This window comes from Pseudomonas sp. FSL R10-1350, from assembly GCF_009600525.1.
In the GTDB taxonomy this organism is placed as follows: domain Bacteria; phylum Pseudomonadota; class Gammaproteobacteria; order Pseudomonadales; family Pseudomonadaceae; genus Aquipseudomonas; species Aquipseudomonas helleri.
Genome location: NZ_WIVR01000049.1, coordinates 15,744 through 39,041 on the forward strand (window position 1 = coordinate 15,744; position 23,298 = coordinate 39,041).

Annotated in this window: 22 protein-coding genes; 14 read left to right on the plus strand and 8 right to left on the minus strand. The window is 57.1% G+C overall.

What is annotated here, in order from left to right; all coding sequences use genetic code 11:
* The first annotated feature begins 420 nt into the window (after positions 1 to 420).
* The 6 genes from GHO25_RS26960 (at position 421) to accC (ending at position 6,370) form a co-directional block, all read left to right on the plus strand.
* A complete protein-coding gene (locus GHO25_RS26960) occupies positions 421 to 1,380 on the plus strand; it encodes a methyl-accepting chemotaxis protein (protein ID WP_372240950.1) in 960 nt (319 codons plus the stop codon).
* Positions 1,381 to 1,509: 129 nt separating this feature from the next.
* Entirely contained in the window at positions 1,510 to 2,031 is a 522-nt protein-coding gene (locus GHO25_RS18945) for a hypothetical protein (RefSeq protein ID WP_153391755.1), read from the plus strand.
* A gap of 111 nt (positions 2,032 to 2,142) precedes the next feature.
* The gene (locus GHO25_RS18950) at positions 2,143 to 3,921 is read left to right on the plus strand and encodes a protein-disulfide reductase DsbD (protein WP_153391758.1); all 1,779 of its coding nucleotides are present in this window, start codon (positions 2,143 to 2,145) and stop codon (positions 3,919 to 3,921) included.
* Positions 3,922 to 4,051: 130 nt separating this feature from the next.
* Positions 4,052 to 4,507 (plus strand): type II 3-dehydroquinate dehydratase, encoded by a 456-nt coding sequence (aroQ, locus tag GHO25_RS18955; protein ID WP_003439222.1) that lies wholly within the window; start codon positions 4,052 to 4,054, stop codon positions 4,505 to 4,507.
* 25 nt (positions 4,508 to 4,532) lie between these two features.
* The gene (accB, locus tag GHO25_RS18960) at positions 4,533 to 4,994 is read left to right on the plus strand and encodes an acetyl-CoA carboxylase biotin carboxyl carrier protein (protein ID WP_048366506.1); all 462 of its coding nucleotides are present in this window, start codon (positions 4,533 to 4,535) and stop codon (positions 4,992 to 4,994) included.
* Between the two features lie 17 nt (positions 4,995 to 5,011).
* A complete protein-coding gene (accC, locus tag GHO25_RS18965; protein ID WP_048390888.1) occupies positions 5,012 to 6,370 on the plus strand; it encodes an acetyl-CoA carboxylase biotin carboxylase subunit in 1,359 nt (452 codons plus the stop codon).
* 121 nt (positions 6,371 to 6,491) lie between these two features.
* Here accC and GHO25_RS18970 read toward each other — a convergent pair whose 3' ends face one another.
* The 4 genes from GHO25_RS18970 to GHO25_RS18985 are packed head-to-tail and all read right to left on the minus strand — an operon-like array spanning position 6,492 to position 8,843.
* On the minus strand, positions 6,492 to 6,935 hold the full coding sequence (locus tag GHO25_RS18970) for a hypothetical protein (protein WP_153391760.1): 444 nt from the start codon (positions 6,933 to 6,935) through the stop codon (positions 6,492 to 6,494).
* The gene (locus tag GHO25_RS18975; RefSeq protein ID WP_048366950.1) at positions 6,932 to 7,375 is read right to left on the minus strand and encodes a hypothetical protein; all 444 of its coding nucleotides are present in this window, start codon (positions 7,373 to 7,375) and stop codon (positions 6,932 to 6,934) included. The genes GHO25_RS18970 and GHO25_RS18975 overlap by 4 nt, the downstream gene beginning before the upstream one ends.
* Positions 7,372 to 8,298: a DUF6402 family protein gene (locus GHO25_RS18980; protein WP_153391764.1), complete on the minus strand. Its 927-nt coding sequence runs from the start codon at positions 8,296 to 8,298 to the stop codon at positions 7,372 to 7,374. The genes GHO25_RS18975 and GHO25_RS18980 overlap by 4 nt, the downstream gene beginning before the upstream one ends.
* Positions 8,299 to 8,303: 5 nt before the next feature.
* A complete protein-coding gene (locus GHO25_RS18985; RefSeq protein ID WP_082148596.1) occupies positions 8,304 to 8,843 on the minus strand; it encodes a PAAR domain-containing protein in 540 nt (179 codons plus the stop codon).
* A gap of 434 nt (positions 8,844 to 9,277) precedes the next feature.
* Between GHO25_RS18985 and prmA the strand changes: the two genes are divergently transcribed.
* The 8 genes from prmA (at position 9,278) to GHO25_RS19025 (ending at position 19,779) form a co-directional block, all read left to right on the plus strand.
* Positions 9,278 to 10,156 carry a 50S ribosomal protein L11 methyltransferase gene (gene prmA / locus GHO25_RS18990; protein ID WP_048366510.1) on the plus strand — a complete coding sequence of 293 codons (879 nt, stop codon included), beginning with the start codon at positions 9,278 to 9,280 and terminating at the stop codon, positions 10,154 to 10,156.
* Between the two features lie 30 nt (positions 10,157 to 10,186).
* Positions 10,187 to 11,443, plus strand: a complete 1,257-nt coding sequence (locus GHO25_RS18995) for a DUF3426 domain-containing protein (protein ID WP_048366511.1) — start codon at positions 10,187 to 10,189, stop codon at positions 11,441 to 11,443.
* A gap of 228 nt (positions 11,444 to 11,671) precedes the next feature.
* Positions 11,672 to 12,685 (plus strand): tRNA dihydrouridine synthase DusB, encoded by a 1,014-nt coding sequence (gene dusB / locus GHO25_RS19000; protein WP_048366512.1) that lies wholly within the window; start codon positions 11,672 to 11,674, stop codon positions 12,683 to 12,685.
* On the plus strand, positions 12,682 to 13,002 hold the full coding sequence (fis, locus tag GHO25_RS19005) for a DNA-binding transcriptional regulator Fis (protein WP_019408796.1): 321 nt from the start codon (positions 12,682 to 12,684) through the stop codon (positions 13,000 to 13,002). The genes dusB and fis overlap by 4 nt, the downstream gene beginning before the upstream one ends.
* 81 nt (positions 13,003 to 13,083) lie before the next feature.
* The gene (gene purH, locus GHO25_RS19010; protein ID WP_048366513.1) at positions 13,084 to 14,691 is read left to right on the plus strand and encodes a bifunctional phosphoribosylaminoimidazolecarboxamide formyltransferase/IMP cyclohydrolase; all 1,608 of its coding nucleotides are present in this window, start codon (positions 13,084 to 13,086) and stop codon (positions 14,689 to 14,691) included.
* A gap of 135 nt (positions 14,692 to 14,826) precedes the next feature.
* On the plus strand, positions 14,827 to 16,122 hold the full coding sequence (gene purD, locus GHO25_RS19015) for a phosphoribosylamine--glycine ligase (protein ID WP_153391766.1): 1,296 nt from the start codon (positions 14,827 to 14,829) through the stop codon (positions 16,120 to 16,122).
* 103 nt (positions 16,123 to 16,225) lie between these two features.
* Positions 16,226 to 19,003, plus strand: coding sequence for a hybrid sensor histidine kinase/response regulator (locus tag GHO25_RS19020; protein WP_178110146.1), 2,778 nt, complete (start codon positions 16,226 to 16,228; stop codon positions 19,001 to 19,003).
* A gap of 179 nt (positions 19,004 to 19,182) precedes the next feature.
* Positions 19,183 to 19,779 carry a MarC family protein gene (locus tag GHO25_RS19025; RefSeq protein WP_048366516.1) on the plus strand — a complete coding sequence of 199 codons (597 nt, stop codon included), beginning with the start codon at positions 19,183 to 19,185 and terminating at the stop codon, positions 19,777 to 19,779.
* A 44-nt stretch (positions 19,780 to 19,823) separates the two neighbouring features.
* On the opposite strand, the gene GHO25_RS19030 is transcribed toward GHO25_RS19025, so the two are convergent.
* From GHO25_RS19030 to cobJ, 4 genes are all read right to left on the minus strand, one after another.
* Positions 19,824 to 20,438, minus strand: a complete 615-nt coding sequence (locus tag GHO25_RS19030) for a hypothetical protein (protein WP_153391768.1) — start codon at positions 20,436 to 20,438, stop codon at positions 19,824 to 19,826.
* 7 nt (positions 20,439 to 20,445) lie between these two features.
* Positions 20,446 to 21,189, minus strand: coding sequence for a hypothetical protein (locus GHO25_RS19035; RefSeq protein ID WP_153391770.1), 744 nt, complete (start codon positions 21,187 to 21,189; stop codon positions 20,446 to 20,448).
* A 27-nt stretch (positions 21,190 to 21,216) separates the two neighbouring features.
* Positions 21,217 to 22,125 carry a hypothetical protein gene (locus GHO25_RS19040; protein ID WP_153391772.1) on the minus strand — a complete coding sequence of 303 codons (909 nt, stop codon included), beginning with the start codon at positions 22,123 to 22,125 and terminating at the stop codon, positions 21,217 to 21,219.
* A 367-nt stretch (positions 22,126 to 22,492) separates the two neighbouring features.
* On the minus strand, positions 22,493 to 23,298 hold an 806-nt coding region (cobJ, locus tag GHO25_RS19045; protein WP_153391774.1), incomplete at its 5' end, for a precorrin-3B C(17)-methyltransferase.

Here is a 23,298-nt window from a genome sequence, read left to right on the forward strand (position 1 = left end):
CAGGCACAGCAAATCGACGCCCTGCCCCTGCTCGGCGTCAGCAGCAAAAGCACTTCGGGCAATGACGACTTCGCCGCAATGATGGGCCTCGAAGCCAATCAGAGCACCCAGACCGAAGATGCCGGGGTCAACCTCAAGCGGGAGCTGAACAACCTGCTGAGCCGCTACCCGGCCGAGCTTAAACGCACCCAGACGCAGATCGAACAACGCACCCAACTGAGTACCACCACGCACCGCAAGCTGGACGCGGTGCAACACGCCATTGCCGAGCTGGAGCCGGTGGTCCGCGCCCAGCACGGGCAGATTCAAGACGAAGTACGGCTCATGCAAGGCCTGATGATTGGCCTGATCCTGCTGATTGCGCTGTTGATCGACACCCTGCAACGCAAGCTGGCGCGGGTGCTGACCTATCTGGCGCCAATGCTCTCGACCTGGGCCGAAGGCGACTTCAGCCGCGACATTCAATTGGGCAAAACCAACCGCGAACTGCATGACATCGAGGCTTCACTGAATCGCCTGCGGGCTTATCTGGTGAACCTGGTGGGCACCATCCGCCTGAACGCCGAGCAAGTCGCGGGCAGCAGCCAGACCCTGGCGCAACTGAGCACCGATTTGCACGGCGGCGCCGAGCGTCAGGCCGGTGACACCGCGCAAATTCGCGACGCCCTGGGTGAACTGGAAGCGACTATTTCCCAAGTAGCCGGCGATGCCAGCCAGGCCGCAAACGCCAGCCGCAGTGCCGGTGCCGCCGTGACGCAAGGGCAATTAGTGATCGGGCAAAGCCTCACCGGCCTTCACGCACTGGTAGGCGAAGTGCAAGGCAACGCGCAGACGGTCGAGCGCCTGGCTGAAGAGTCAGCGACCATTGGCGGCGTCCTCACGGTGATTCGCTCTATCGCTGACCAGACCAACCTGCTGGCACTCAACGCCGCCATTGAAGCCGCCCGTGCGGGCGAAATGGGCCGTGGCTTTGCCGTGGTCGCCGAAGAAGTCCGCTCCCTGGCACAACGCACCGCAGGCGCGACCAACGAAATCCAGAACCTGATTGCCGGGCTGCAACTGGCGGCGCGCCAATCGGTTGAAGGGATGCGCGCGCAGGTGGAGCATGCCAAAGCCACCGCACAACAGGCCCAGGACGCCGATGGCGCACTGGATGAAATTGTCGGCGCCATTACCACCATCTCCGACACGGCGGTGCGTATCGCCGACGTCACTGCGCAACAAAGCGGCGCTGTGAGTGAGATCCGCGATCACAGTGAGCGCATCCATTTATTAGGCGACGACAACTTGCAACGCATCGGTATTGCCCGCAATCAAAGCCAGCAACTGTTGCAACTTGGGAGCGAACTTAATACCGCGGTGCAAGCCTTTCGGGTATGAATCAACCCTGAAGACGGTGTACCTGTTACTTCTGACAGTATCTATTGCTGTCAGGAGTGATATTAAATTGATGTTGTATTAGGCAGCGCTTAAACAGGCTGTTTCCTGTACGACATCAACAGGTGCGCCATGAGACAAACCATTCTTCTAGTGTTTGCTCTGTATTTGCCGCTCAGTGAAAGCGCAACGCTGCACATTGAAAACCAGTCGCGCTATATAGCCGTCATTATTGACTATCCTGCCGGTTACCCCTGCGCGCCTGACCGCCAGAACATGCGGCCGTGCCTGATTCTGCCGCTTGCGGCCACCTCGTATGAACTGCCTGAGGCTGAAGCCTTGAGCGCTGTACTGCGTTTTATTTCACTGCCGGCGACTTCTAACGTGGCGCTCGGTGATTTAAAAAAACATGCCTTTAAAAGTACCGGCGACTTCACCTATCAGCCGTTGGGGGCGTTGAAGTATGAACAAGTGAAATGCGAACTACCCATGGAAGAAGGCATCAGCATTACTATCATTTTGGTTGGCGTCATGGATAAAGCCTGTGAAAAAGGCACCGACCGACGTCTTTCATGGGTCTATAAACGCAATGACGTTGACTTGAAATTCATCATCAAAGACCTCCCGGCCAAACCCCACCCCCGCCCCCTGTAGGAGCGAGCTTGCCTCGCGATCTTTTGATCTTGATGATCAAAAAGCCCCCACCTTCACGATTCGCCAGCTCACTCCGTTATCATGCCCGCACGTTTTATCAGCGAGATTCTTATGCGCCGCCTGCTCTTTGTTCTCTGCCTGCTGTTTACCCTGCCGGTCATGGCCACGGGCCTGCTGGACGCGCGCCCCAGCGCAACCTTGGGGGCGATCAATAACAGTGCCGATTTTTTGCCGGTGCGCGAAGCCTTCAAGCTGAACCTGATCGACAGCAGCCCCGATACGATCAAACTGCGCTTTGTGCCGACCGAAGGGTATTACCTCTACCGCCATCGCTTTGCCTTCAAAACCGAGCCGGCTGACATCGCGCTGGGCACACCGCAATTGCCCGCAGGCGAGCAAAAACACGATGAGTACTTTGGCGACGTGGAGGTCTATCACGGCATTCTCGATGTCGACATCCCGCGCCCGGCCAACGATCAACGCCCGTTTACCCTGGTGGTCAGCTACCAGGGCTGCGCCGACAAGGGGTTGTGCTACCCGCCTGAAACCGAACGCCTGAGCATTGAGGGCACACCGGGGCCAACGGCCACTGAAAGCACGAATGCGCCCGCAACGTCGTGGAACTGGCGCGATCTGGCGCTGTTTTTCCTCGCCGGGCTGGGCCTGACCTTTACCCCTTGCGTGCTGCCCATGCTGCCGATTTTGTCGGGCGTGGTGTTGCGCGGCCAGGTTGGCGGGCTGCGTGGCTTTAGTTTGTCGCTGGCCTACGTGCTGCCGATGGCGGCCTGTTTTGCGCTGTTGGGCGCTTTGATGGGGATGTTCGGCGCACAACTGAATTTGCAGGCCCGCCTGCAATCGGTGTGGGTGCTGGTGCCCTTTGCGTTGCTCTTCGGGGTTTTTGCCCTGGCGATGTTTGGGGTATTCGAACTCAAGTTGCCGCAGGCCCTCAGCAACCGCCTGGACCGCGTCGCCAATCGCACCCAGGGCGGTTCGCTGTGGGGCGCTGCGGTGCTGGGCGTGGTCTCCAGCCTGCTGGTATCGCCGTGCGTATCGGCCCCGCTGGCCGGGGCCTTGCTGTATATCAGCGCCAGCGGCGATGCGCTGGGCGGCGGCTTTAAGCTGTTCGCCCTCGGCCTGGGCATGGGCGCCCCCCTATTGTTAGTGGCCACTGGCGGCGCGGCCTGGCTGCCGAAAAGCGGGCCGTGGCTGGTCACAGTGAAAAACGCCATCGGCGTGCTGCTGCTGGGTCTGGCGATCGGCTTGCTTAGCCGGGTACTGCCCGGCCCGCTGACGTTACTGTTGATCGGTGTACTGGCGGCCGGTGTGAGCCTGTTTCTGGGCACCCTCGAGTTCATCTACAAAGCCCCACGCCAACGTTTGGCGCAATTGCTCGGGCTGTTTCTGCTGGTGTATGCGCTGGCCTGCTGGTTCGGCGCATTAAGCGGTCACAGTGATCCGTTCAACCCTCTGGGCCCTGCAACCACGAGCAACGCCAGCATCACCGGCGCACCGCAAGCCGCGGGTGACTGGCAAACCATCAGCACCAAAGCCCAGCTCGACAGCGTACTGGCCGAGGCCAAGGCGGCTGGCCAGCCGCTGTTGCTGGACTGGTATGCCGACTGGTGCATCAGTTGCAAAGTGCTTGAGCATGAAGTGCTGAACAACCCGCGTGTGCTGGACCTGCTCAAGGGTTATCGGCTGGTGCGCTTCGACATGACCGCCAGCAATGCCGAGCAGCGTGCCCTGCTCGATCACTACCAATTGTTCGGCCCACCGGCGCTGATGTTCTTCGGCAAAAATGGCCAGGAAAAAAGTGACCAACGGGTCATTGGCGAGATCAATGCAGCGGACTTCGCCGAACGTGTCGCGAACGCGAATGACCAGATCTAGAGCCTTGGTCACAAACTTTTCGCGAACATCGGTCATCGTGCTGGCTTTTGTACACAACTGGACACTGATTCAGCTTTTCGGCATAGTCGCCCGGCACTGATCACTGCGCACACATTACAAGGAACAGCAGATGGCGACTTTTCTGGTTCTGCACGGCCCCAACCTGAACCTGCTAGGCACCCGCGAACCGGGCGTTTACGGCGCGACTACCCTGGCGCAAATCAATCAGGATCTGGAGCAGCGGGCTCGCGACGCCGGTCACCATTTGCTCTACCTGCAAAGTAATGCCGAGTATGAATTGATCGACCGGATTCATGCGGCCCGCGATGAAGGGGTGGATTTCATCTTGATCAATCCGGCTGCTTTTACCCACACCAGCGTGGCATTACGTGACGCGCTGCTGGCGGTGAGCATCCCATTCATCGAAGTGCATTTGTCTAACGTGCACAAACGCGAACCTTTCCGCCATCACTCCTACTTCTCCGACGTTGCGGTAGGTGTGATCTGCGGCCTTGGCGCCAGCGGTTATCGACTGGCCTTGGAGGCCGCCCTGGAACAGCTTGAACTACAAGCTAAACGCCCCTGACCAACCCATTGGGAGTTGACGATTCATGGATATCCGTAAAGTCAAGAAACTGATCGAACTGCTGGAAGAGTCCGGCATCGACGAGCTGGAAATTAAAGAAGGCGAAGAGTCCGTACGCATCAGCCGCCACAGCAAGACCCCAGCTCAACAGTTCTACGCACCAGCACCAATGCAACAAGCTCCGGCTGCTGCGCCAGTGGCTGTTGCGCCGGTTGCCACCGTGACTGAAGCACCTGCTGCTCCAAAACTGAACGGCTTTGTGGTCAAGTCGCCAATGGTCGGCACTTTCTACCGCACGCCAGCGCCAACGTCGCCAGCCTTCGTAGAAGTGGGCCAGAGCGTTAAAGTCGGCGACACCATTTGCATCGTTGAAGCGATGAAAATGATGAACCACATCACCGCTGAAAAAGCCGGTGTCATTGAATCCATCCTGGTAGAAAACGGTCAGCCGGTTGAGTTCGACCAACCGCTGTTCACCATCGTTTGAACCACGGGGAGCCAACGATGTTGAAGCCTCAGAAGCTGGAAAAAGTCCTGATCGCCAACCGCGGCGAGATCGCCTTGCGCATCCTGCGGGCGTGCAAGGAACTGGGCATCAAGACCGTCGCGGTGTACTCCACTGCCGACAAGGAACTGATGCACCTGGGTCTGGCAGACGAAACCGTCTGCATTGGTCCGGCACCAGCCAACCTGTCTTATCTGCACATCCCGGCGATCATCGCGGCAGCCGAAGTGACGGGCGCCACGGCGATTCACCCGGGCTACGGCTTCTTGGCTGAAAACGCCGATTTCGCCGAACAAGTCGAGAAATCCGGCTTTGCCTTCATCGGCCCGAAGGCTGACACCATTCGCCTGATGGGCGACAAGGTATCGGCCAAGCACGCCATGATCGCGGCGGGCGTACCGACTGTTCCAGGCTCTGACGGCCCGCTGCCGGAAGACCCTGAAACCGCACTGCGCATTGGCCGTGAAGTCGGCTACCCGGTGATCATCAAAGCCGCTGGCGGCGGTGGTGGTCGTGGCATGCGCGTTGTGCACCGTGAAGAAGACCTGATCGAAGCCGCCAAGCAGACCCGCGAAGAAGCCGGCGCCTGGTTCAGCAACCCGATGGTCTACCTGGAAAAATACCTGACCAACCCACGTCACGTGGAAGTCCAGGTTATTTCCGACGGCCAGGGTAACGCGATCCACCTGGGCGACCGCGATTGCTCGCTGCAACGTCGTCACCAAAAGGTTCTGGAAGAAGCGCCAGCACCGGGCATCGACGAAAAGGCTCGCCAGGAAGTTCTGGCACGCTGCGTTCAGGCATGCGTTGACATCAACTACCGCGGCGCGGGTACTTTCGAGTTCCTGTACGAAAATGGTCGTTTCTACTTCATCGAGATGAACACTCGTGTGCAAGTAGAGCACCCGGTGTCCGAAATGGTAACCGGCATCGACATCGTTAAAGAGATGTTGAGCATTGCGGCAGGCAACAAGCTGTCCTTCACCCAGGCTGACGTGAACATTCACGGTCACTCGCTGGAATGCCGGATCAACGCTGAAGACCCGGCAACGTTCATGCCGAGCCCAGGCATGGTCAAGCACTTCCACGCACCGGGCGGCAACGGCGTTCGCGTCGATTCGCACCTGTACAGCGGCTACAAGGTTCCGGCCAACTACGACTCCCTGATCGGCAAGCTGATCACTTGGGGGGCGACGCGTGACGAAGCCATGGCTCGCATGCGTAACGCGCTGGACGAAATCGTGGTCGACGGGATCAAAACCAACATCCCGCTGCACCGCGACCTGGTGAATGACGAAGGCTTCTGCGAAGGCGGCGTCAATATTCACTACCTGGAACACAAACTGGCTAACAAGTAAGTTTGTATCCTGCTCAACAAAGCCGCTTTCGAGCGGCTTTGTTGTGTCTGGGGTGCCAGTTTTTTGGGTACCTACTAAATTGATTCAGGCCGGGTAGAAACGATGGAGGGCGTCATGGCTGTCATGGCTTGCGCCTGGTTTTGCCGGGGTTATCGCCTGTGCAATCAGGGAGGTTGGAGGCGATGATGATCAAACCGGCCATCACATAGCCAGAACCCTCACCCCAACTGAGCCCGCCTCCTGCCGACTCCAGATCATAGATGTTGGTTTCTGAAATCAACTCGCCACTGCGATTATCGAAAAGACGATAAAAACCTGGATAACCCCACCAGGGAAACCACGCAGGGGAATTAACGCCATTAACATCAGGCTCACGATGAAAGATATTCGGAAGAACCCAATAGGGCTTGAAACTCTGGACTCGATAACAGCCATCGGGGCTGACGCTATCGGTAGCCAGTCGAGTAGCCCATCCTCTTTCCCACCAGCTCGAAGCGGTCCATAACCCGCCCGCAATGGTGATATAGGCTACGAAAAAGGCGATGCGTCGCGAATTGGGCTTCATTGTTCGCGCCTCATTTTTCCGGGGATATCGCCTATGCAGTCGGGAAGGTTGGGCCCGATACGAATCATGCCGGACCTCACCTGACCTGAACCACCTCCCCAACTCACCTTCTCAACGATCGAATCCCAGTCATGAACCTTGGTTTCTGAGATCAATTCTTCAGTGCGATGATCGTACAGGCGAAAAAAACCTGGATATCCCCACCACGGAAACCACTCTGGTGAGTGGACTTCATTAGGATCCGGTCGCCTATGAAAAATATTGGGTAGCACCCAAAAAGGTTTGAAACTCTCAACCCGATAACAACCGCCGGGGCTTATTTCAGGATCACCCAAACGCTCCGCCAAGCCTTTCTCCCACCATTGCGAAGCCTCCCATATCACTCCGGCAATACAGATAAAAACCATGAAAAAGGCTATCCGTCGTGAGGCTGGCTTCACACCCATTCCCCAAGATCAATGACTTGCCCAGATTTTCTCCAGAGTACATCTGAATAAATTATGAAGTCGCCGCCTTTGCCTGTTTTTTCACGATAGTCGCGAAAATCACCATTGGTGACTGCAGCAAAAGGACCCTCCTTTAGACGCAATACAACTTGACCATGAAGGCTCAAGGTAAAAGCGGTCTCTGCCTTGGTCAGCACACGATCTTCTGTCCAGGTGCCCAGATATTGCAGACCATTGAAGTCGTAATTATCGCGAATATAGAAGCCAACTTTTTCCACATGAAATAGATAATGGAGCTGTTTGGTTACCGGGTTTATCTCCGTAAAGGCTTCACCGACTACGCCAACTTTTAAAATCGCTTTACCTAAAGCACCGTACATGTCATCGAGCGAATTCCATACTTCTCCAAATTTAACGAAATTAATTTGAGAAAAAGCATCCATTTGGAGGGCTGACATTGAGTACGATCCCAGCGCCTTAGTCCCTTCACCATTCCAACCAACGCTCTTAAGCAACTTTTGTAGTCTTATGAGCGCATTTGGAGTCGTAAGCAAAGACTCTGCAACTTCCACAGCCTCACGACAGCGCTCAAACCCCATTGCCCACTCCATCGTCACGATGCTCTGATCGCACTCAGCGGGTTTCAGGCTTAGCGGGTTTGGTAGAGTACTTGAATCCTTCCACGCCTCCGGCATCGCCCACGCCGGGCTGTCAAACCAGCGCTGCATCAAGGCCGCTGCCGTATGCCAGCCCATCGAGCGCATGGCGCCCGGCAAGCGGCTCAGGGCAAGGCTCTGCACGACCACTTTTTTGGCCGGTGTATCGGTGGGGCTGTAGGTGTGCGAGTTGGCCTGCGGCAGTTGATACAAGGCGTCCGGCCCTGCAGCGTTGGTGCGCTGAAAATCATTCAAGGACATGCTGCTTACTCCATAACCGGTGACGGGGCGTTGATGGCGATACCCAATTGTTCAGGACCATCGCTGGAGCACGAGCAGGTATGGCCTTGCGCATCGAGTGTGCCGTAACCCATACAGTGGTCGTTTTGCAGCACGGCATACCCCAGTTGCCCCAAGGGCAAGCCACGTTGATTGAGCAACTGAAAACGCTCGTCGCACGTTGTGCTGAGGGTGGCGGGCATGGGCTGCGACGCGGCGAACAAGCCGCCCTTAAATGCCGGGGCTGAGTCGCTGACATAAGAATGCACGGTCACAGAGGCAATCAGTTCGGCCTGACAGGGGCAACCGCTGCGGCTGTCCAGCGTGCCAGCCACCCGCCGGCCATTGCTGATAAAACCATCCACACCGCCACAGATCGGGTAGGCCTTACCGTCCTGCCCGCAGCTGACCAAGTGGCCTTCAAGGGCATGCTGAATGCCATTCCACGTAATGCCAGGGTCTGACTCCAGCACCTTGCCACCGCAGGTCGTTTTGTCGTCCAGACCAATAAAATAGCCCCGGGCCATAAGCCTCTCCTTTTGCATAGCCCCTAAAGGGAGCACGGCTGAGAACCATGAAGCCCAGTCATAGAATGAATGAACCTCACACACAGTAATCAGGAAGAGAGTGCCCAGATTGGTGCTCACGGTATGTAGGACGCTTCCATAAACGCCATCATCCCAATATCAAATACCTGCGCGAATGCGCCTAGGACGCCCTTGCACCGCAGAAATCTTGTAGTCGCTGCCGAAGGATGAGGCTGCGATGGATTGCCAAGTGGCCCGCTTCGCAGCCTCGTGCCTCGTCAGCGACTACAAGCTGCGCCTTATCAGGGTTTATGTTGAAACAAGCCCGCCCCTACAGATGGCCTGCCATAGCAGGGAGGCCTGCGCTCGCGTAAACTGGCGCGTTTCTCGCAGCCCCTCCGGCTGCACATTCCTATTTTTCAAAGGTGCCCGCCATGCCTTGGCTGCAAGTACGCCTCGCCATCAGCCCAGAACAAGCCGAAACCTACGAAGACGCGTTCCTCGAAGTCGGTGCCGTTTCGGTAACGTTTATGGATGCCGAAGATCAGCCGATCTTTGAACCTGAACTCAACACCACGCCGCTGTGGTCGCACACCCATTTGCTGGCCCTGTTCGAAGGCGGTACCGAAGCCGAGCTGGTGCTGCGCCATCTGGAGCTGCTGACCGGCTCGCCATTGCCAGAACACCACGCCGAAGTCATCGAAGACCAGGACTGGGAACGCAGCTGGATGGACAATTTCGAACCCATGCGTTTTGGTCAGCGCCTGTGGATCGTCCCAAGCTGGCACGCTGCTCCCGAGCCTGATGCCGTGAACTTGCTGCTGGATCCGGGCCTGGCGTTTGGCACCGGCACTCACCCGACCACCGCGCTGTGCCTGGAATGGCTCGACGGCCAGGACCTCAAAGACTGCGACGTGCTGGACTTCGGCTGCGGCTCGGGCATTTTGGCCATCGCTGCGCTGTTGCTGGGCGCCAAGCAAGCCGTCGGCACCGACATCGACGTGCAGGCACTGGAAGCTTCGCGCGACAACGCCGGGCGCAACAACGTAGCGCCAGAGCTGTTCCCGCTGTACCTGCCTGAAGACCTGCCGCAGGTGCAGGCCGATGTGCTGGTCGCCAACATTCTGGCCGGCCCGCTGGTTGCCCTGGCCCCACAACTGTCCAGCCTGGTCAAGCCCGGCGGCCGTCTGGCACTGTCCGGCATCCTCGCCGAGCAAGGTGAAGACGTCGCCGCTGCCTACGCTCAAGACTTTGATCTGGACCCTATCGCCAACCGCGATGGCTGGGTGCGCATCAGCGGTCGTCGACGCTAGAATACAAGCCTGCTTAACCCGGATGGCCGCATGAGCGATAGCTTCGTTACACAGTGCCCACATTGCCAAACCAGCTTCCGTGTCAGCCATGCTCAATTGAGCATGGCCCGCGGCGTGGTGCGCTGTGGTTCCTGCCTGCAAGTGTTCAATGCCGCACAGCAACTGCTGAATAAAGGCACCGAAACAGAGCAGTTGCCTACAACTGTGGCGCCACTTGTTGCAGAACCTGTGGCCGCTGAGCCGCCTGCTGCGCCCAAGGCCATCAGCCCGGCGCATTGGGAAGTGGCCGAGCTGGACCTTGAGCACCTGGACCTGGACGAAGAGCTGGCCAAGCTTGAAGAACGGGAGATTCAGCCCAGCAAAAGTTTCGGTCAGTCGCAAAAAGCCAAAACCAGTGCGCTAAGCGCTCGCCGCGACACCAGCGACGCCGACGAAAGCCAATGGTCAGGCAGCTTGTTCAGTGAGTCCGCAGCAGAACGTGCCGAAACCTCAGCACTCGCGGTCAAGGCCGTCGAAGACGACATCGAACCGGCTGAAACCGGGCGCACCGAGCCATCGCTGTCGCTGGACATCGACGAGCCCGACGACACGCCGCCGCTCAGGCTCAGCAAAGATGACGACGATGAACCCGAGCTGCGCGGCGAGCATTTGTCTGCGGTGGATGACGACGAGGACGATGAGCCTCTGGCCACTGCCTCGGCGACCAAAGACAAACGCACACGCAGCGAACCGGGTGTGCGCGACGACGTCCTGCTGGACCTGGTAGACGACCCGTTGCACCTGGACTGGCAAAAACGCCGCTCGCCGTGGGGCAAGCGCCTGCTCTGGACGCTCTTGGTGTTGCTGGCCGCCGTTGCACTGGCCGGGCAATACATCGCGTATCACTTCGATGAACTGGCTCGCCAGGACCAATACCGGCCGCTCTTCCAGCAACTGTGCCCGCAAATCGGCTGCAGCGTGCCTTCCAAGGTCGATATAGACCGCATTAAAAGCAGCAATCTGGTGGTGCGCAGCCACCCGGAATTCGCCGGTGCGCTGGTGGTGGACGCCATCCTCTACAACCGCGCGCCGTTTTCCCAGCCCTACCCGCTGCTGGAGCTGCGTTTTGCCGACCTGAACGGCAAAATGATCGCCAGCCGCCGTTTCAAACCCGGCGAATACCTGAGCGGCGACCTGACTGGCAAGGCCGAAATGCCGCCGCAAACGCCTATCCACATTGCCCTCGACATCTTGGATCCGGGCCCGAAAGCGGTGAATTACAGCCTGAGTTTTCATTCCCCGGAATGAGCGCGCTGCGCTTTTAGTGGCAAGCTTCAAGCCGCAAGCTTGAACCTAAAAGCAGATTTGCCTCTTCTTGCAGCTTGTAGCTCGAAGCTTATGGCCGGTTGAAAGCTGGCTTTCAGCCTCTATTGTTCAAAAATCATCCAATTTCGTCTTTATCCAGTCATCGAGAGCGGGTATCATGCCAACCCTTTTTCGAACTCCCCAGATCCGGCCCCACAACAGGGAAGTCCTATGTCGGCGGTACGCATCGGCCCATACACATTGCAAAACGGTTTGATTCTCGCCCCTATGGCGGGTGTCACCGACCAACCCTTTCGTCAGCTTTGCCGACGAATGGGCGCGGGCCTGGTTGTGTCGGAAATGGTGACCAGTGACATGAGTCTCTGGAACAGTCGTAAATCGCGCCTGCGCATGATTCACGACGGTGATCCCGAGCCCCGCTCGGTGCAGATCGCCGGCGGTGATGCGCAAATGCTGGCAGACGCCGCCAGGGCCAATGTGGAACTGGGCGCACAGATTATTGATATCAACATGGGTTGCCCGGCCAAAAAGGTCTGCAACAAGGCCGCCGGGTCCGCGTTACTGAAAGACGAAGCATTGGTGAACGAGATCCTGCAGGCCGTTGTGGCCGCAGTTGATGTGCCGGTAACCCTGAAAATCCGTACCGGCTGGGACCGCGACAACAAGAACGGCCTCACGGTGGCAAAAATCGCCGAACAGGCCGGTATTCAAGCGCTGGCCGTGCACGGCAGAACCCGTGCAGACCTGTACACCGGCGAGGCCGAGTACGACACCATTGCCGCGATCAAGCAGGCCGTGTCGATACCGGTGTTTGCCAATGGCGACATCGATTCACCCCATAAAGCCCGGCACGTGCTGCACGCCACCGGTGCTGATGGACTGTTAATAGGCAGGGCGGCTCAAGGGCGGCCCTGGATTTTCCGCGAAGTGGACCACTTTCTGCGTACCGGCCAGCTGTTGCCGGCACCGGAAATGGCCGAAGTGGAACGTATTCTGCTAGAGCATCTGGCCGCACTGCACACCTTCTATGGGGAGGTATTGGGGGTACGTATTGCCCGCAAGCATGTCGGTTGGTATCTCGCAACCTTGCCGGGCGCCAAGGAGTTTCGCGCCCACTTCAATCGTTTGGAAGATACGGAAGCACAATGCGCCAACGTTCAGGCGTTTTTCGCCGAACGACATAAGAGCCTGGGGACAGGGGACGAAGGATGGGTGGCCGCATGACGATGATGACCGAGACATTAGTGAGTGGAACAACGCCCGTGAGCGACAACGTCAATTTGAAACAGCACCTCAATACGCCGAGCGAAGAAGGTCAGACCCTTCGCGGGAGTGTCGAAAAGGCGCTGCACAATTATTTCGCCCACCTGGAGGGCGCTGAAGTCACGGACGTGTACAACCTGGTGCTTTCCGAAGTCGAAGCCCCTTTGCTCGAGTGCGTCATGAACTACGTCAAGGGCAACCAGACCAAGGCCTCCGAGATGCTGGGACTCAATCGCGGCACCCTGCGCAAAAAGCTCAAACAGTACGATCTGCTGTAAGCATTCAATCAAACCTGAAAGGCGTCCTGATAAAACAGGCCGCCTTTTTTGCTGACTCCTTTGCTTTTGATGGAAATCGAGATGACCGATCAGACTACCCGCCTGCCGATCCGCCGCGCTCTAATCAGCGTTTCCGATAAAACCGGAATCCTTGATTTCGCCCGTGAACTGGAAGCCCTCGGCGTCGAGATCCTCTCCACTGGCGGTACGTTCAAGCTGCTGCAAGACAACGGTGTTGCCGCTGTTGAAGTGGCGGACTACACAGGTTTTGCGGAAATGATGGACGGTCGGGTGAAGACCCTGCACCCGAAAATCCATGGCGGTATCCTCGGTCGTCGCGGCATTGACGACGACATCATGAACGAGCACGGCATCAAGCCGATCGACTTGGTGGCCGTTAACCTCTACCCGTTCGAAGCCACCATCAACAAGCCAGGCTGCGACCTGCCGACCGCAATCGAAAACATCGATATCGGCGGCCCGACCATGGTTCGCTCCGCCGCCAAAAACCACAAAGACGTGGCCATCGTGGTGAATGCCAGCGACTACGCCAACGTCCTGGAAAACCTCAAGGCTGGCGGCCTGACCTACGCACAGCGTTTCGACCTGATGCTCAAGGCGTTCGAACACACCGCCGCCTACGACGGCATGATCGCCAACTACATGGGCACCGTGAACCAGGCGGCTGAAACCCTCAGCACCGAAGGCCGCAGCCAGTTCCCGCGCACCTTCAACAGCCAGTTCATCAAGGCGCAAGAAATGCGCTACGGCGAGAACCCGCACCAGAGCGCGGCGTTCTACGTTGAGGCCAAGCCTGCCGAAGTCGGCATCGCTACCGCGACCCAACTGCAAGGTAAAGAGCTGTCGTTCAACAACGTAGCTGATACCGACGCTGCGCTGGAGTGCGTGAAGAGCTTCGTAAAACCGGCTTGCGTGATCGTCAAGCACGCCAACCCGTGTGGCGTGGCGGTCAGCCCGGACAACGAAGGCGGCATCCGTCAGGCCTACGAACTGGCTTACGCGACGGACACCGAGTCGGCGTTCGGCGGCATCATCGCCTTCAACCGTGAGCTGGACGCCGAAACGGCCAAGGCCATCGTTGAGCGTCAATTCGTAGAAGTGATCATCGCCCCGTCAGTGAGCGAAGAAGCCCGCGCCATCGTGGCCGCCAAAGCCAACGTGCGCCTGCTGGCCTGCGGCGAGTGGAGCGCAGAGCGCGCACCGGCCTGGGACTTCAAACGCGTCAACGGCGGCCTGCTGGTGCAAAGCCGTGACATCCAGATGATCGGCAGCGAAGACCTCAAAGTGGTGACCAAGCGCGCACCGACCGAGCAAGAGATCAACGACCTGATCTTCGCCTGGAAAGTGGCCAAGTACGTTAAATCCAACGCCATCGTTTACGCCAAAGGCCGTCAGACCATCGGTGTGGGCGCAGGCCAGATGAGCCGCGTAAACTCGGCGCGCATTGCCGCCATCAAGGCTGAGCACGCTGGCTTGCAGGTACAAGGTGCAGTCATGGCATCGGACGCATTCTTCCCGTTCCGTGACGGCATCGACAACGCTGCCAAAGCCGGTATCACTGCAGTTATCCAGCCAGGTGGCTCGATGCGCGACAACGAAGTAATCGCCGCCGCTGACGAAGCGGGCATTGCCATGGTATTCACCGGCATGCGCCATTTCCGTCACTGATACACCGCTCCCCCTGTAGGAGCTGCCGCAGGCTGCGATCTTTTGATTCTGTTTTGAAAAGATCGCAGCCTCGTTGCACTCGTCAGCTCCTACAGAGGTTTGCAGCGCCTCCCACAGATTTTTGAGGTTTTTGAAATGAATGTTTTGATCATTGGCAGCGGTGGCCGTGAACACGCACTGGCCTGGAAAGTAGCTCAGGACCCGCGTGTCGCTAAAGTATTTGTTGCCCCCGGCAACGCTGGCACCGCCATTGAAGCCAAGTGCGAAAACGTTGCTATCGACGTGCTGGCCCTTGAGCAACTGGCTGATTTTGCCGAGAAGAACGTTGCCCTGACCATCGTTGGTCCAGAGGTCCCGTTGGTAGCCGGTGTGGTTGATCTGTTCCGCTCCCGTGGCCTGGATTGCTTTGGCCCGACCGCTGGCGCCGCTCAGCTGGAAGGCTCGAAAGCGTTCACCAAGGACTTCCTGGCTCGCCACAAGATCCCGACCGCCGATTACCAGAACTTCACCGAGATCGAGCCAGCGCTGGCTTACCTGCAAAAGGTTGGCGCGCCTATCGTGATCAAGGCTGACGGCCTGGCTGCGGGCAAAGGCGTGATCGTCGCCATGACCCTCACTGAAGCCGAAGACGCCGTGCGCGACATGCTCGCTGGCAACGCTTTCGGCGAAGCCGGTTCGCGAGTGGTGATCGAAGAGTTCCTCGACGGCGAAGAAGCCAGCTTCATCGTCATGGTCGACGGCAAGAACGTCTTGCCTATGGCCACCAGCCAGGACCACAAACGCGTCGGCGACGGCGACACCGGCCCGAACACCGGCGGCATGGGTGCTTACTCGCCTGCTCCAGTGGTCACCGCTGAAGTTCACCAGCGCGTGATGGACCAGGTGATCTGGCCGACCGTGCGCGGCATGGCTGAAGAAGGCAACGTCTACACCGGCTTCCTGTATGCCGGTCTGATGATCGACAAAGCCGGCAACCCGAAAGTCATCGAGTTCAACTGCCGCTTCGGCGATCCGGAGACTCAACCGGTGATGCTGCGTCTGCAATCGAGCCTGGTGCTGCTGATTGAAGCCGCATTGGCCCAAGCGCTGGATAAAGTTGAAGCACAATGGGATCCACGTCCAAGTTTGGGCATTGTGCTGGCGGCAGGCGGCTATCCGGCAGACTACACTAAAGGCGCTGTAATCCACGGACTGGACGCTGCAGCGAAACTGGAAGGTAAAGTATTCCACGCGGGCACCGCGCTGAATGCAGCAGGCGAAGTGGTCACCTCAGGTGGTCGCGTGCTGTGTGCAACGGCAATGGGCGACACGGTTGAGGCGGCGCAAAAGCAAGCCTACGCCTTGGCCAAAGCCATCGAGTGGGACGGCTGTTTCTACCGTCATGACATTGGCTACCGAGCCATTGCACGCGAACGCGGTGAATCCCAGTAACAAGTCTATCCATATGGATAGACGGGGATGGATCAGCCTTGCCTAACTCTTCCAGCGCCGCGCATAGTGACCGACTTGCAACAATCGACGAAGGGATTTCACCGTGCGCTGGCTTAGGATCGCCATAGGAATAACTGTCAGCCTGCTGACAACCCTGCTCTGCCTGATGCCGGCTCATGCCGCATCAGGTGGCAGCTGGTCCATGCTGTCCGACCCGCAAGGCGACCTGCAACTGAGCGATGTGCGCTCAGCCCGATTGAATAGCCAGTTCACCTCCATCGAACTTGAAAACATGGTGGCTGCCGAACCCGGCGAAGCCCTGTGGCTGAAGTTCCGCTTACAGCCCGACCAGCATGAGCAGATCCTGCGGGTGTTCGCCCCCGATCTCTCACGCCTTGATTTGTATGTCCTCGATGATCACAAATTGATCACCGAAGTGACCACCGGCAACACCCTGCCACAAAGCGAAAAACCACTGTCCAGCAGCGACTACCTGTTACCGCTGCCCCAGAGCGATCAGCCTCTGGATGTTTACCTGCGCATGGAGTCTGAACACCAACTGCGCCCGCACATTACCCTCAGTACCGCCGTTGTCCTCGCAGCAGACCAAGGCACCACCCTGCTCTACGGGCTACTGCTGGGCGGCATCGCCATGCTGGTACTGCACAACCTGATCCGCTTTGCCTTCACACGCACCATCAGTTGCCTGTGGCTGGCACTGTGCGAGACCTTGCTGCTGGCCAGTTCGGCGCTCTTTTTAAACTTGCTCAGCCCGTGGTTCCCGCAGTGGCACAGCTGGCAAACCCCCGGCGCCTATCTGGCACTGATCCTCACCGCACCGTGCGGGTTGATGTTCACCTACAGCTTCTTCTCCAGTCGTGGGCCGCACCCGCTGCATAGACTGCTGCTGATCGACATCCTGATCGTAGGCCTGTGTGGCTTGCTGCTGCTGTTCTTCAACAGCCTGCCGCTGAACCTGACCACCTACATACTGGTCGCCCTGACCAGCCTCAGCATCCTGCTGGTTGCCAGTTACCACTTGCAGCAGGGTTACCGGCCGGCTCGTTTGTTTGTCGTGGCCATGATCATTTTCAACATCGGCACCCTGTTGATTCTGCCCGCCCTGCTGGGGCTGACCCTGATCGCCCCGCAAGAGCTGGTGTTGGCCCTGATGGCGGTGGTGTGTCTCAGCGGCCTGCTGATGGGCATCGCGCTGAGTGAACGAACGCGGAGCATCACCGAAGACCAGCTCAACCTGAGTTGCGACCTCGCCGCCAGCAACGCCGAGATCAATGCCAAGGCCGAGTTTCTGTCCAAGATCAGCCATGAGATCCGTACACCAATGAACGGCGTGCTCGGCATGACAGAGCTGCTGCTCGGCACGCCGCTGTCCGTCAAACAACGTGACTACGTACAAACTATCCACAGCGCCGGCAACGAGCTGCTCACGCTGATCAACGAAATCCTCGACATCTCCAAGCTGGAGTCCGGGCAGATCGAACTGGACGACGTGCAGTTCGACCTGAATGCATTGATCGATGACTGCCTGAGTATTTTCCGCACCAAGGCCGAGCAGCAAAACGTCGAACTCATCAGCTTTATCCAGCCGCAAGTACCTCGGGTGATCAATGGCGACCCTACGCGTTTGCGTCAAACCCTGCTGAGCCTGCTGGAAAGCGCCCTGAAAAAAACCGACGAAGGCGAGATCCTTATCGTGGTTGCGCTAGAGGAACGCAGTGATGCCCCACGCTTGCGCATTGCCGTTCAAGACTCGGGCCAGCCGATGGATGAGCAAGAGCGCGAGGCACTGCTGCACGCCGAACTGCACAGCAAAAACTTCCTCGCCGCCACCCGTTTGGGCGGCCATCTGGGGCTGGTCATTGCCCGCCAGTTGATCACCCTCATGGGCGGCGAGTTCGGCATCAAGACCGGGCAAACCAAGGGCACCAATTTCTGGCTCACCCTGCCACTGGACCCGCAACTGCTTGAGCACCCCACCTCCGACCTGGACAGCCCGCTCAAAGGCGCCCGCGTGCTGGTGGTGGATGACAACGACACGTGCCGCAAAGTACTGGTGCAGCAATGTTCGGCGTGGGGCTTGAATGTCAGCGCCGCCGCCTCGGGCAAAGAAGCGCTGGCCTTGCTGCGCACCAAGGCGCACTTGCGCGACTACTTCGACATTGTCTTGCTGGACCAGAACATGCCGGGCATGACCGGCATGCAACTGGCCGCCAAGATCAAAGAAGACCCGAGCCTGAACCACGATATCTTGCTGGTGATGCTCACGGGCATCAGCAATGCGCCGAGCAAGATCATTGCGCGCAACTGCGGCATCAAGCGCATCCTGGCCAAACCGGTGGCGGGCTATACCCTGAAAACCACCTTGGCCGACGAGTTGACCCAACGCAACAACGGCCTTGGCGTCACACCGCCATTGGGCAGCGGGCCATCAGCGCCCCTTAGCGTGCCCAGCAACTTCCGTATTCTAGTGGCCGAAGACAACAACATTTCGACCAAGGTGATTCGTGGCATGTTGAGCAAACTCAACTTGCACCCGGACACCGCCTCCAACGGCGAAGAAGCGCTGCAGGCCATGAAAGCGCAGCGTTACGACCTGGTGCTCATGGATTGCGAAATGCCGGTCCTGGACGGCTTCTCAGCCACCGAGCAATTACGCGCCTGGGAAGTCAGCCACCAGCGCGTCCGCACCCCGGTCGTTGCCTTGACCGCGCATATTCTGACTGAGCACAAAGAGCGCGCACGCCAGGCCGGCATGGACGGCCACATGGCCAAGCCTGTCGAACTGTCGCAACTGCGCGAGCTGGTCGAGTATTGGGTGGTGCAGCGCGAGCTGCGACAGTCTCAGGCGCAGCCGTCGTAGGGCAGTTGTAGTCGCTGCCGAGGCACGAAGGCTGCGATCTTTTAAAGTCAAAAGATCGCGAGGCAAGCTCGCTCCTACAGAGTGTGTCGTTGTAGCCGCAGGGTCTTTTTAACACCGCCCGACAGACCGCCAAACCCCTGATAGACTTTCGACGACTTCCTGCGATGTGAGCTCAGACCATGCTGCATGTTTTGTTCAGTGTGTACTTGAAGATGCTGGTGCTCTACAGCCCGTTCTTCGTACTGTCGTGTTTTATCAGCCTGACACGCGGTTACTCGAACAAGGAGCGTGGCCGCCTGGCATGGAAAGTAGCGCTGGCAACCGTGATTTCCAGTGTGTTGCTCTACCTGTTCGGGCGCATGATTTTTAGCGTTTTCGGTATAACTGTGGATGCCTTCCGTATTGGCGCCGGCAGTGTATTGTTCATCTCGGCGCTGGGCATGGCCCAAGGCAAGTCTGCCGTGCAAAGCGACAATGTTCAGCAAGACGTCACCATTGTGCCGCTGACCATTCCGATCACCGTTGGCCCCGGTACCATTGGTGCGTTGCTGGTGATGGGCGTCAGCCAGCCTCACTGGGATGACAAGCTGATGGCGATCACCAGTATTGTCATGGCCAGCCTCACCGTCGGGTTGGTGCTGTATTTGTCCAACAGGATCGAGCGCATTGTCGGCGAGCAGGGCTTGCAGATTATCAGCCGTTTGATGGGGCTATTCGTGTGCGCGCTGGCGGCGCAAATTATCTTTACCGGGATAAAAGGCTACTTGGTGCCCTAAGTAAATTGGCACTGCCCATGCTTGACAGCCATGGGCAGTGCTTTTTACAGCTCCACGTTTTGGATCATCGTATTCGTAAAACCACGAATAACATCCTGAACTTCATTTTTCATTGCTGCATACGCAGCCGCATCAAATTGAAAACGGCCACCCTTTGAATTCAGACGTACAAAGGTCAGTGCCGGGTTCTTATCATGAGGCGTACAACTGAGTTGCAGAGCACATACAAAAACCACTAATTCACCCTGCTGAGTCCTCTCACACGGCGCACACTGATAGTGGGTGGCATGTGACGTAATGGGCGGCTCATTCAAATAACTTAAGGCATCGCGCTCCAGGTGAAGACTGTCAAATAGAACACCCAGCAGATTGGCCAGGCGCTCAGAGCTACCCACACCCGCTACCTGCACCTTGTAATCGCGAACTTGGTGAGCATCCGAAATCAATAATGGCTGCTCAACGATGTAAGCCTTAAGCGAAAAGCCAATGCTAAACAGAGCATATTGATAGTTTGACAACCACGTCCAAGGCCCTGAAGCCCCTCCCCTGTCGGCATACAATTGCGCATAGAGCAAACAGTCTTGAATATCCTGCTTGCTGGCCTCGGACACTTCCCCGACAAAAGAGGTGAGCGTGCTACCAATCATTTTCGCATTCATAGCATTATCAAAGACCTTGTTGAGTGAGGACGGGAGGGCATTTGCCATCAGCAGAGCAGGCCCAAGGCAGTACGTACTGATTTTTTTTAATCTTCAGTTTTTCAGCCACCGACTCACGCAAACGAGAGAAGCATTGTGCATTTAGCTCATAGGTGTAGGCTTGGACGTGCAGCCCTGCACTTTCTTCGATCTTGATCGTCTGAGAAAGGTAATTACTTAGTAGTTTTGTGTGCGTGGTAAACGCCAGCATCAAGGTATGAAGAACACCTTCTGCATCTAAAATCGCGAACTTAACGCACACATTAAACTCATCAGGTACTGGGCAATCAGTGCTGGCCGTATGATCAGAATGAACGGGCGAGACAGTTTTTTCATGCCAAAGATTCAGTGCTTTTTGAGACGGCAAGAACTTGAGCTTCTTTAACAATTCAATAAAACCTGAACTGACTCGAGAGGGAAACATACTCAGGCTTTTAGCCGTTACAACATCAACCACCGTCAAGCTCCGTGAAGATTTCGACACAACGCCAGGTTGGTTTAAACGAATCCAGCACAAGTTATCCAGCATCCGTTGAACAGCCTGTTCACGTTCCGTATTGTGCTGTGCTAGCGGGTGCTTTACACGAGCACTCAACTCCGCAAACAACAACGAGTTCATGACGTCTTCTTGCTGCTGCGCTGTGAGCACAGTACCGGGCAGGCACATCGCGAGTATGCCGGCATTGACATAGACTTTATTAGACTCTTCCATCGCCACAAACTCCTTGCTGCGCCTGAGTTAAATATCTATATCAATGTTTTCAATAAAGTTTTTCCCCGAAGTACCGAGCTTTTCCATAATAGTATTACGAACGACTCCATACTGACGCCGATTAAGCGTTGTATTACTGGCGGCAGTGTACAAGCTCACATCGGTGTTACTCCACTCCCAAAAAAGAACCTTGGTCACGCGTTTTGACGAACTGAACTGCATGCAGGTTTTTATCATTATCACTTCACCATCGCTGGTTGCGATACATGGCAGGATCTGAAAATTACCCGCATCAACACCCTTTGCCTGATTTTCAAACAGACTAAGCGCCTTGGGGCTTTTGGCCAGAGCGCCAAAGACCATGGCCACAATTTCCAGCACCGCTTTATTTGGGCCCACAACACTTGCAATTATTTCCAGCGCAATTTGGTCCATAGTAAATTTCTGCTTCAGACCGGTCACTTTATGCATGGACTCGTTTGTCGTTGTCCAACCGCAGTACGATAGAATCTGGTTATACAGGTTGTATCGCTCAACACGATGCGTGTCTTTATTAGGGAATTTCTTATCTGCTGCCAACTGTGCAAACAACACGCTATCCATTACGTCCTGTTTTAGCTGTGATTCCAAACCTCCAACAAAAGAGACGACGCTGTTACCGGCTACAAAAGCGCTGCCCTCGTTACCATCAACATTCTTAGCGGGACCATTAATATCCATACCGGAGCGAGCTGTCAGCATGATAGAGCGAGTCAGTATCGCTGGCTCAACTACCGGGATCTCCAGGCTTTTAATAAACTCAACACAGGCCTCATCACTTAAATCTTTAATATCCATATCATTTACTCCTGCAGCCATCATGGCCGTTAAATTAATTGTCTTGCGAATGCAGACAATTGAAACCTTAGACACACCAGCCTCAAGCGTCCACTGCATACCTGATCAACGAAAGACAACAATCCAGGAAATAATTTAACTTAAACAATTACTTTTTTTCAGCAATATACCGCCCACACCTCTTGAATACTCGCCCCTGCAAAGCGCGCCATTTATTTCAAAGTATATACCTAGTACTTAATGGCAATATCCCAGGTCAGCATGAGCGTTATCAACAATCATCTGCGACTTAACTAACAAACACTGAGGAATATTCAGACACTCTCATATCTTTAAAAAACCGAATAAGCACCTGCCAAAGCATGGCCTCGTGATCTTTTAAACAACCACCCAAAAGTCACGAGGCCAAAGAAGGTCGATCGGCTGCCAAGGCACAGGCAGCCCCCCCTTTAATTAACTCACACGATCAAGGCTTGTCGCCGTACCAACGCGGTGTATATACCCACTCGCGGCCATCGGCTCGCGGGAACGTGCAGGTGGTGGACGAGCCGACAATAACCATGGTGCGCATATCGACCTGTTCCGGGGTCAGTTCCCCCAGGGTGGTGACGCGTAACGTCTGGCCGGGGCGGCCGATGTCTCGTCCCAGTACCACCGGCGTTTGCGGCGTACGATGCCGCGCGACGATTTCCAGTGCCACGCCCAATTGCCAGGGCCGGGAACGGGAGATCGGGTTGTAGAACGCCAGAGCCAGGTCGGCCTGGGAGGCCAGGTCGAGACGTTTTTCGATGATGCTCCAGGGCTTGAGGTTGTCCGACAGCGACATCACGCAAAAGTCATGGCCCAAAGGCGCACCCGCCTGGGCTGCTGTGGCCAGCGACGCCGAGACGCCCGGCAAGATCTCCAGATCCACGTTGTGCCACTGCGGGTCAGTAGACTCATGCAGCGCCTCGAGCACGGCGGCCGCCATGGCAAATACGCCAGGGTCCCCCGAAGACACCACCACCACTGAACGACCTTGCGCCGCCAGTTCAAAGGCGTGACGCGCGCGCTGCATTTCTTCACGGTTGTCGGTGCAATGCAGCACTTGGTCAGCCCGGAACGGCCCGGCCATGCGCACGTACGTCTCGTACCCCAGCACATCATTGGCCCGCGCCAGCTCGGCTTTCACCGCGGGCACCATCAACTCGGCGGCTCCGGGGCCCAGACCAATCACGGCCAAACGCCCGCGTGCACGCCCGATGTGCTGCGGGTCCAGCGGCGCATCCGCCA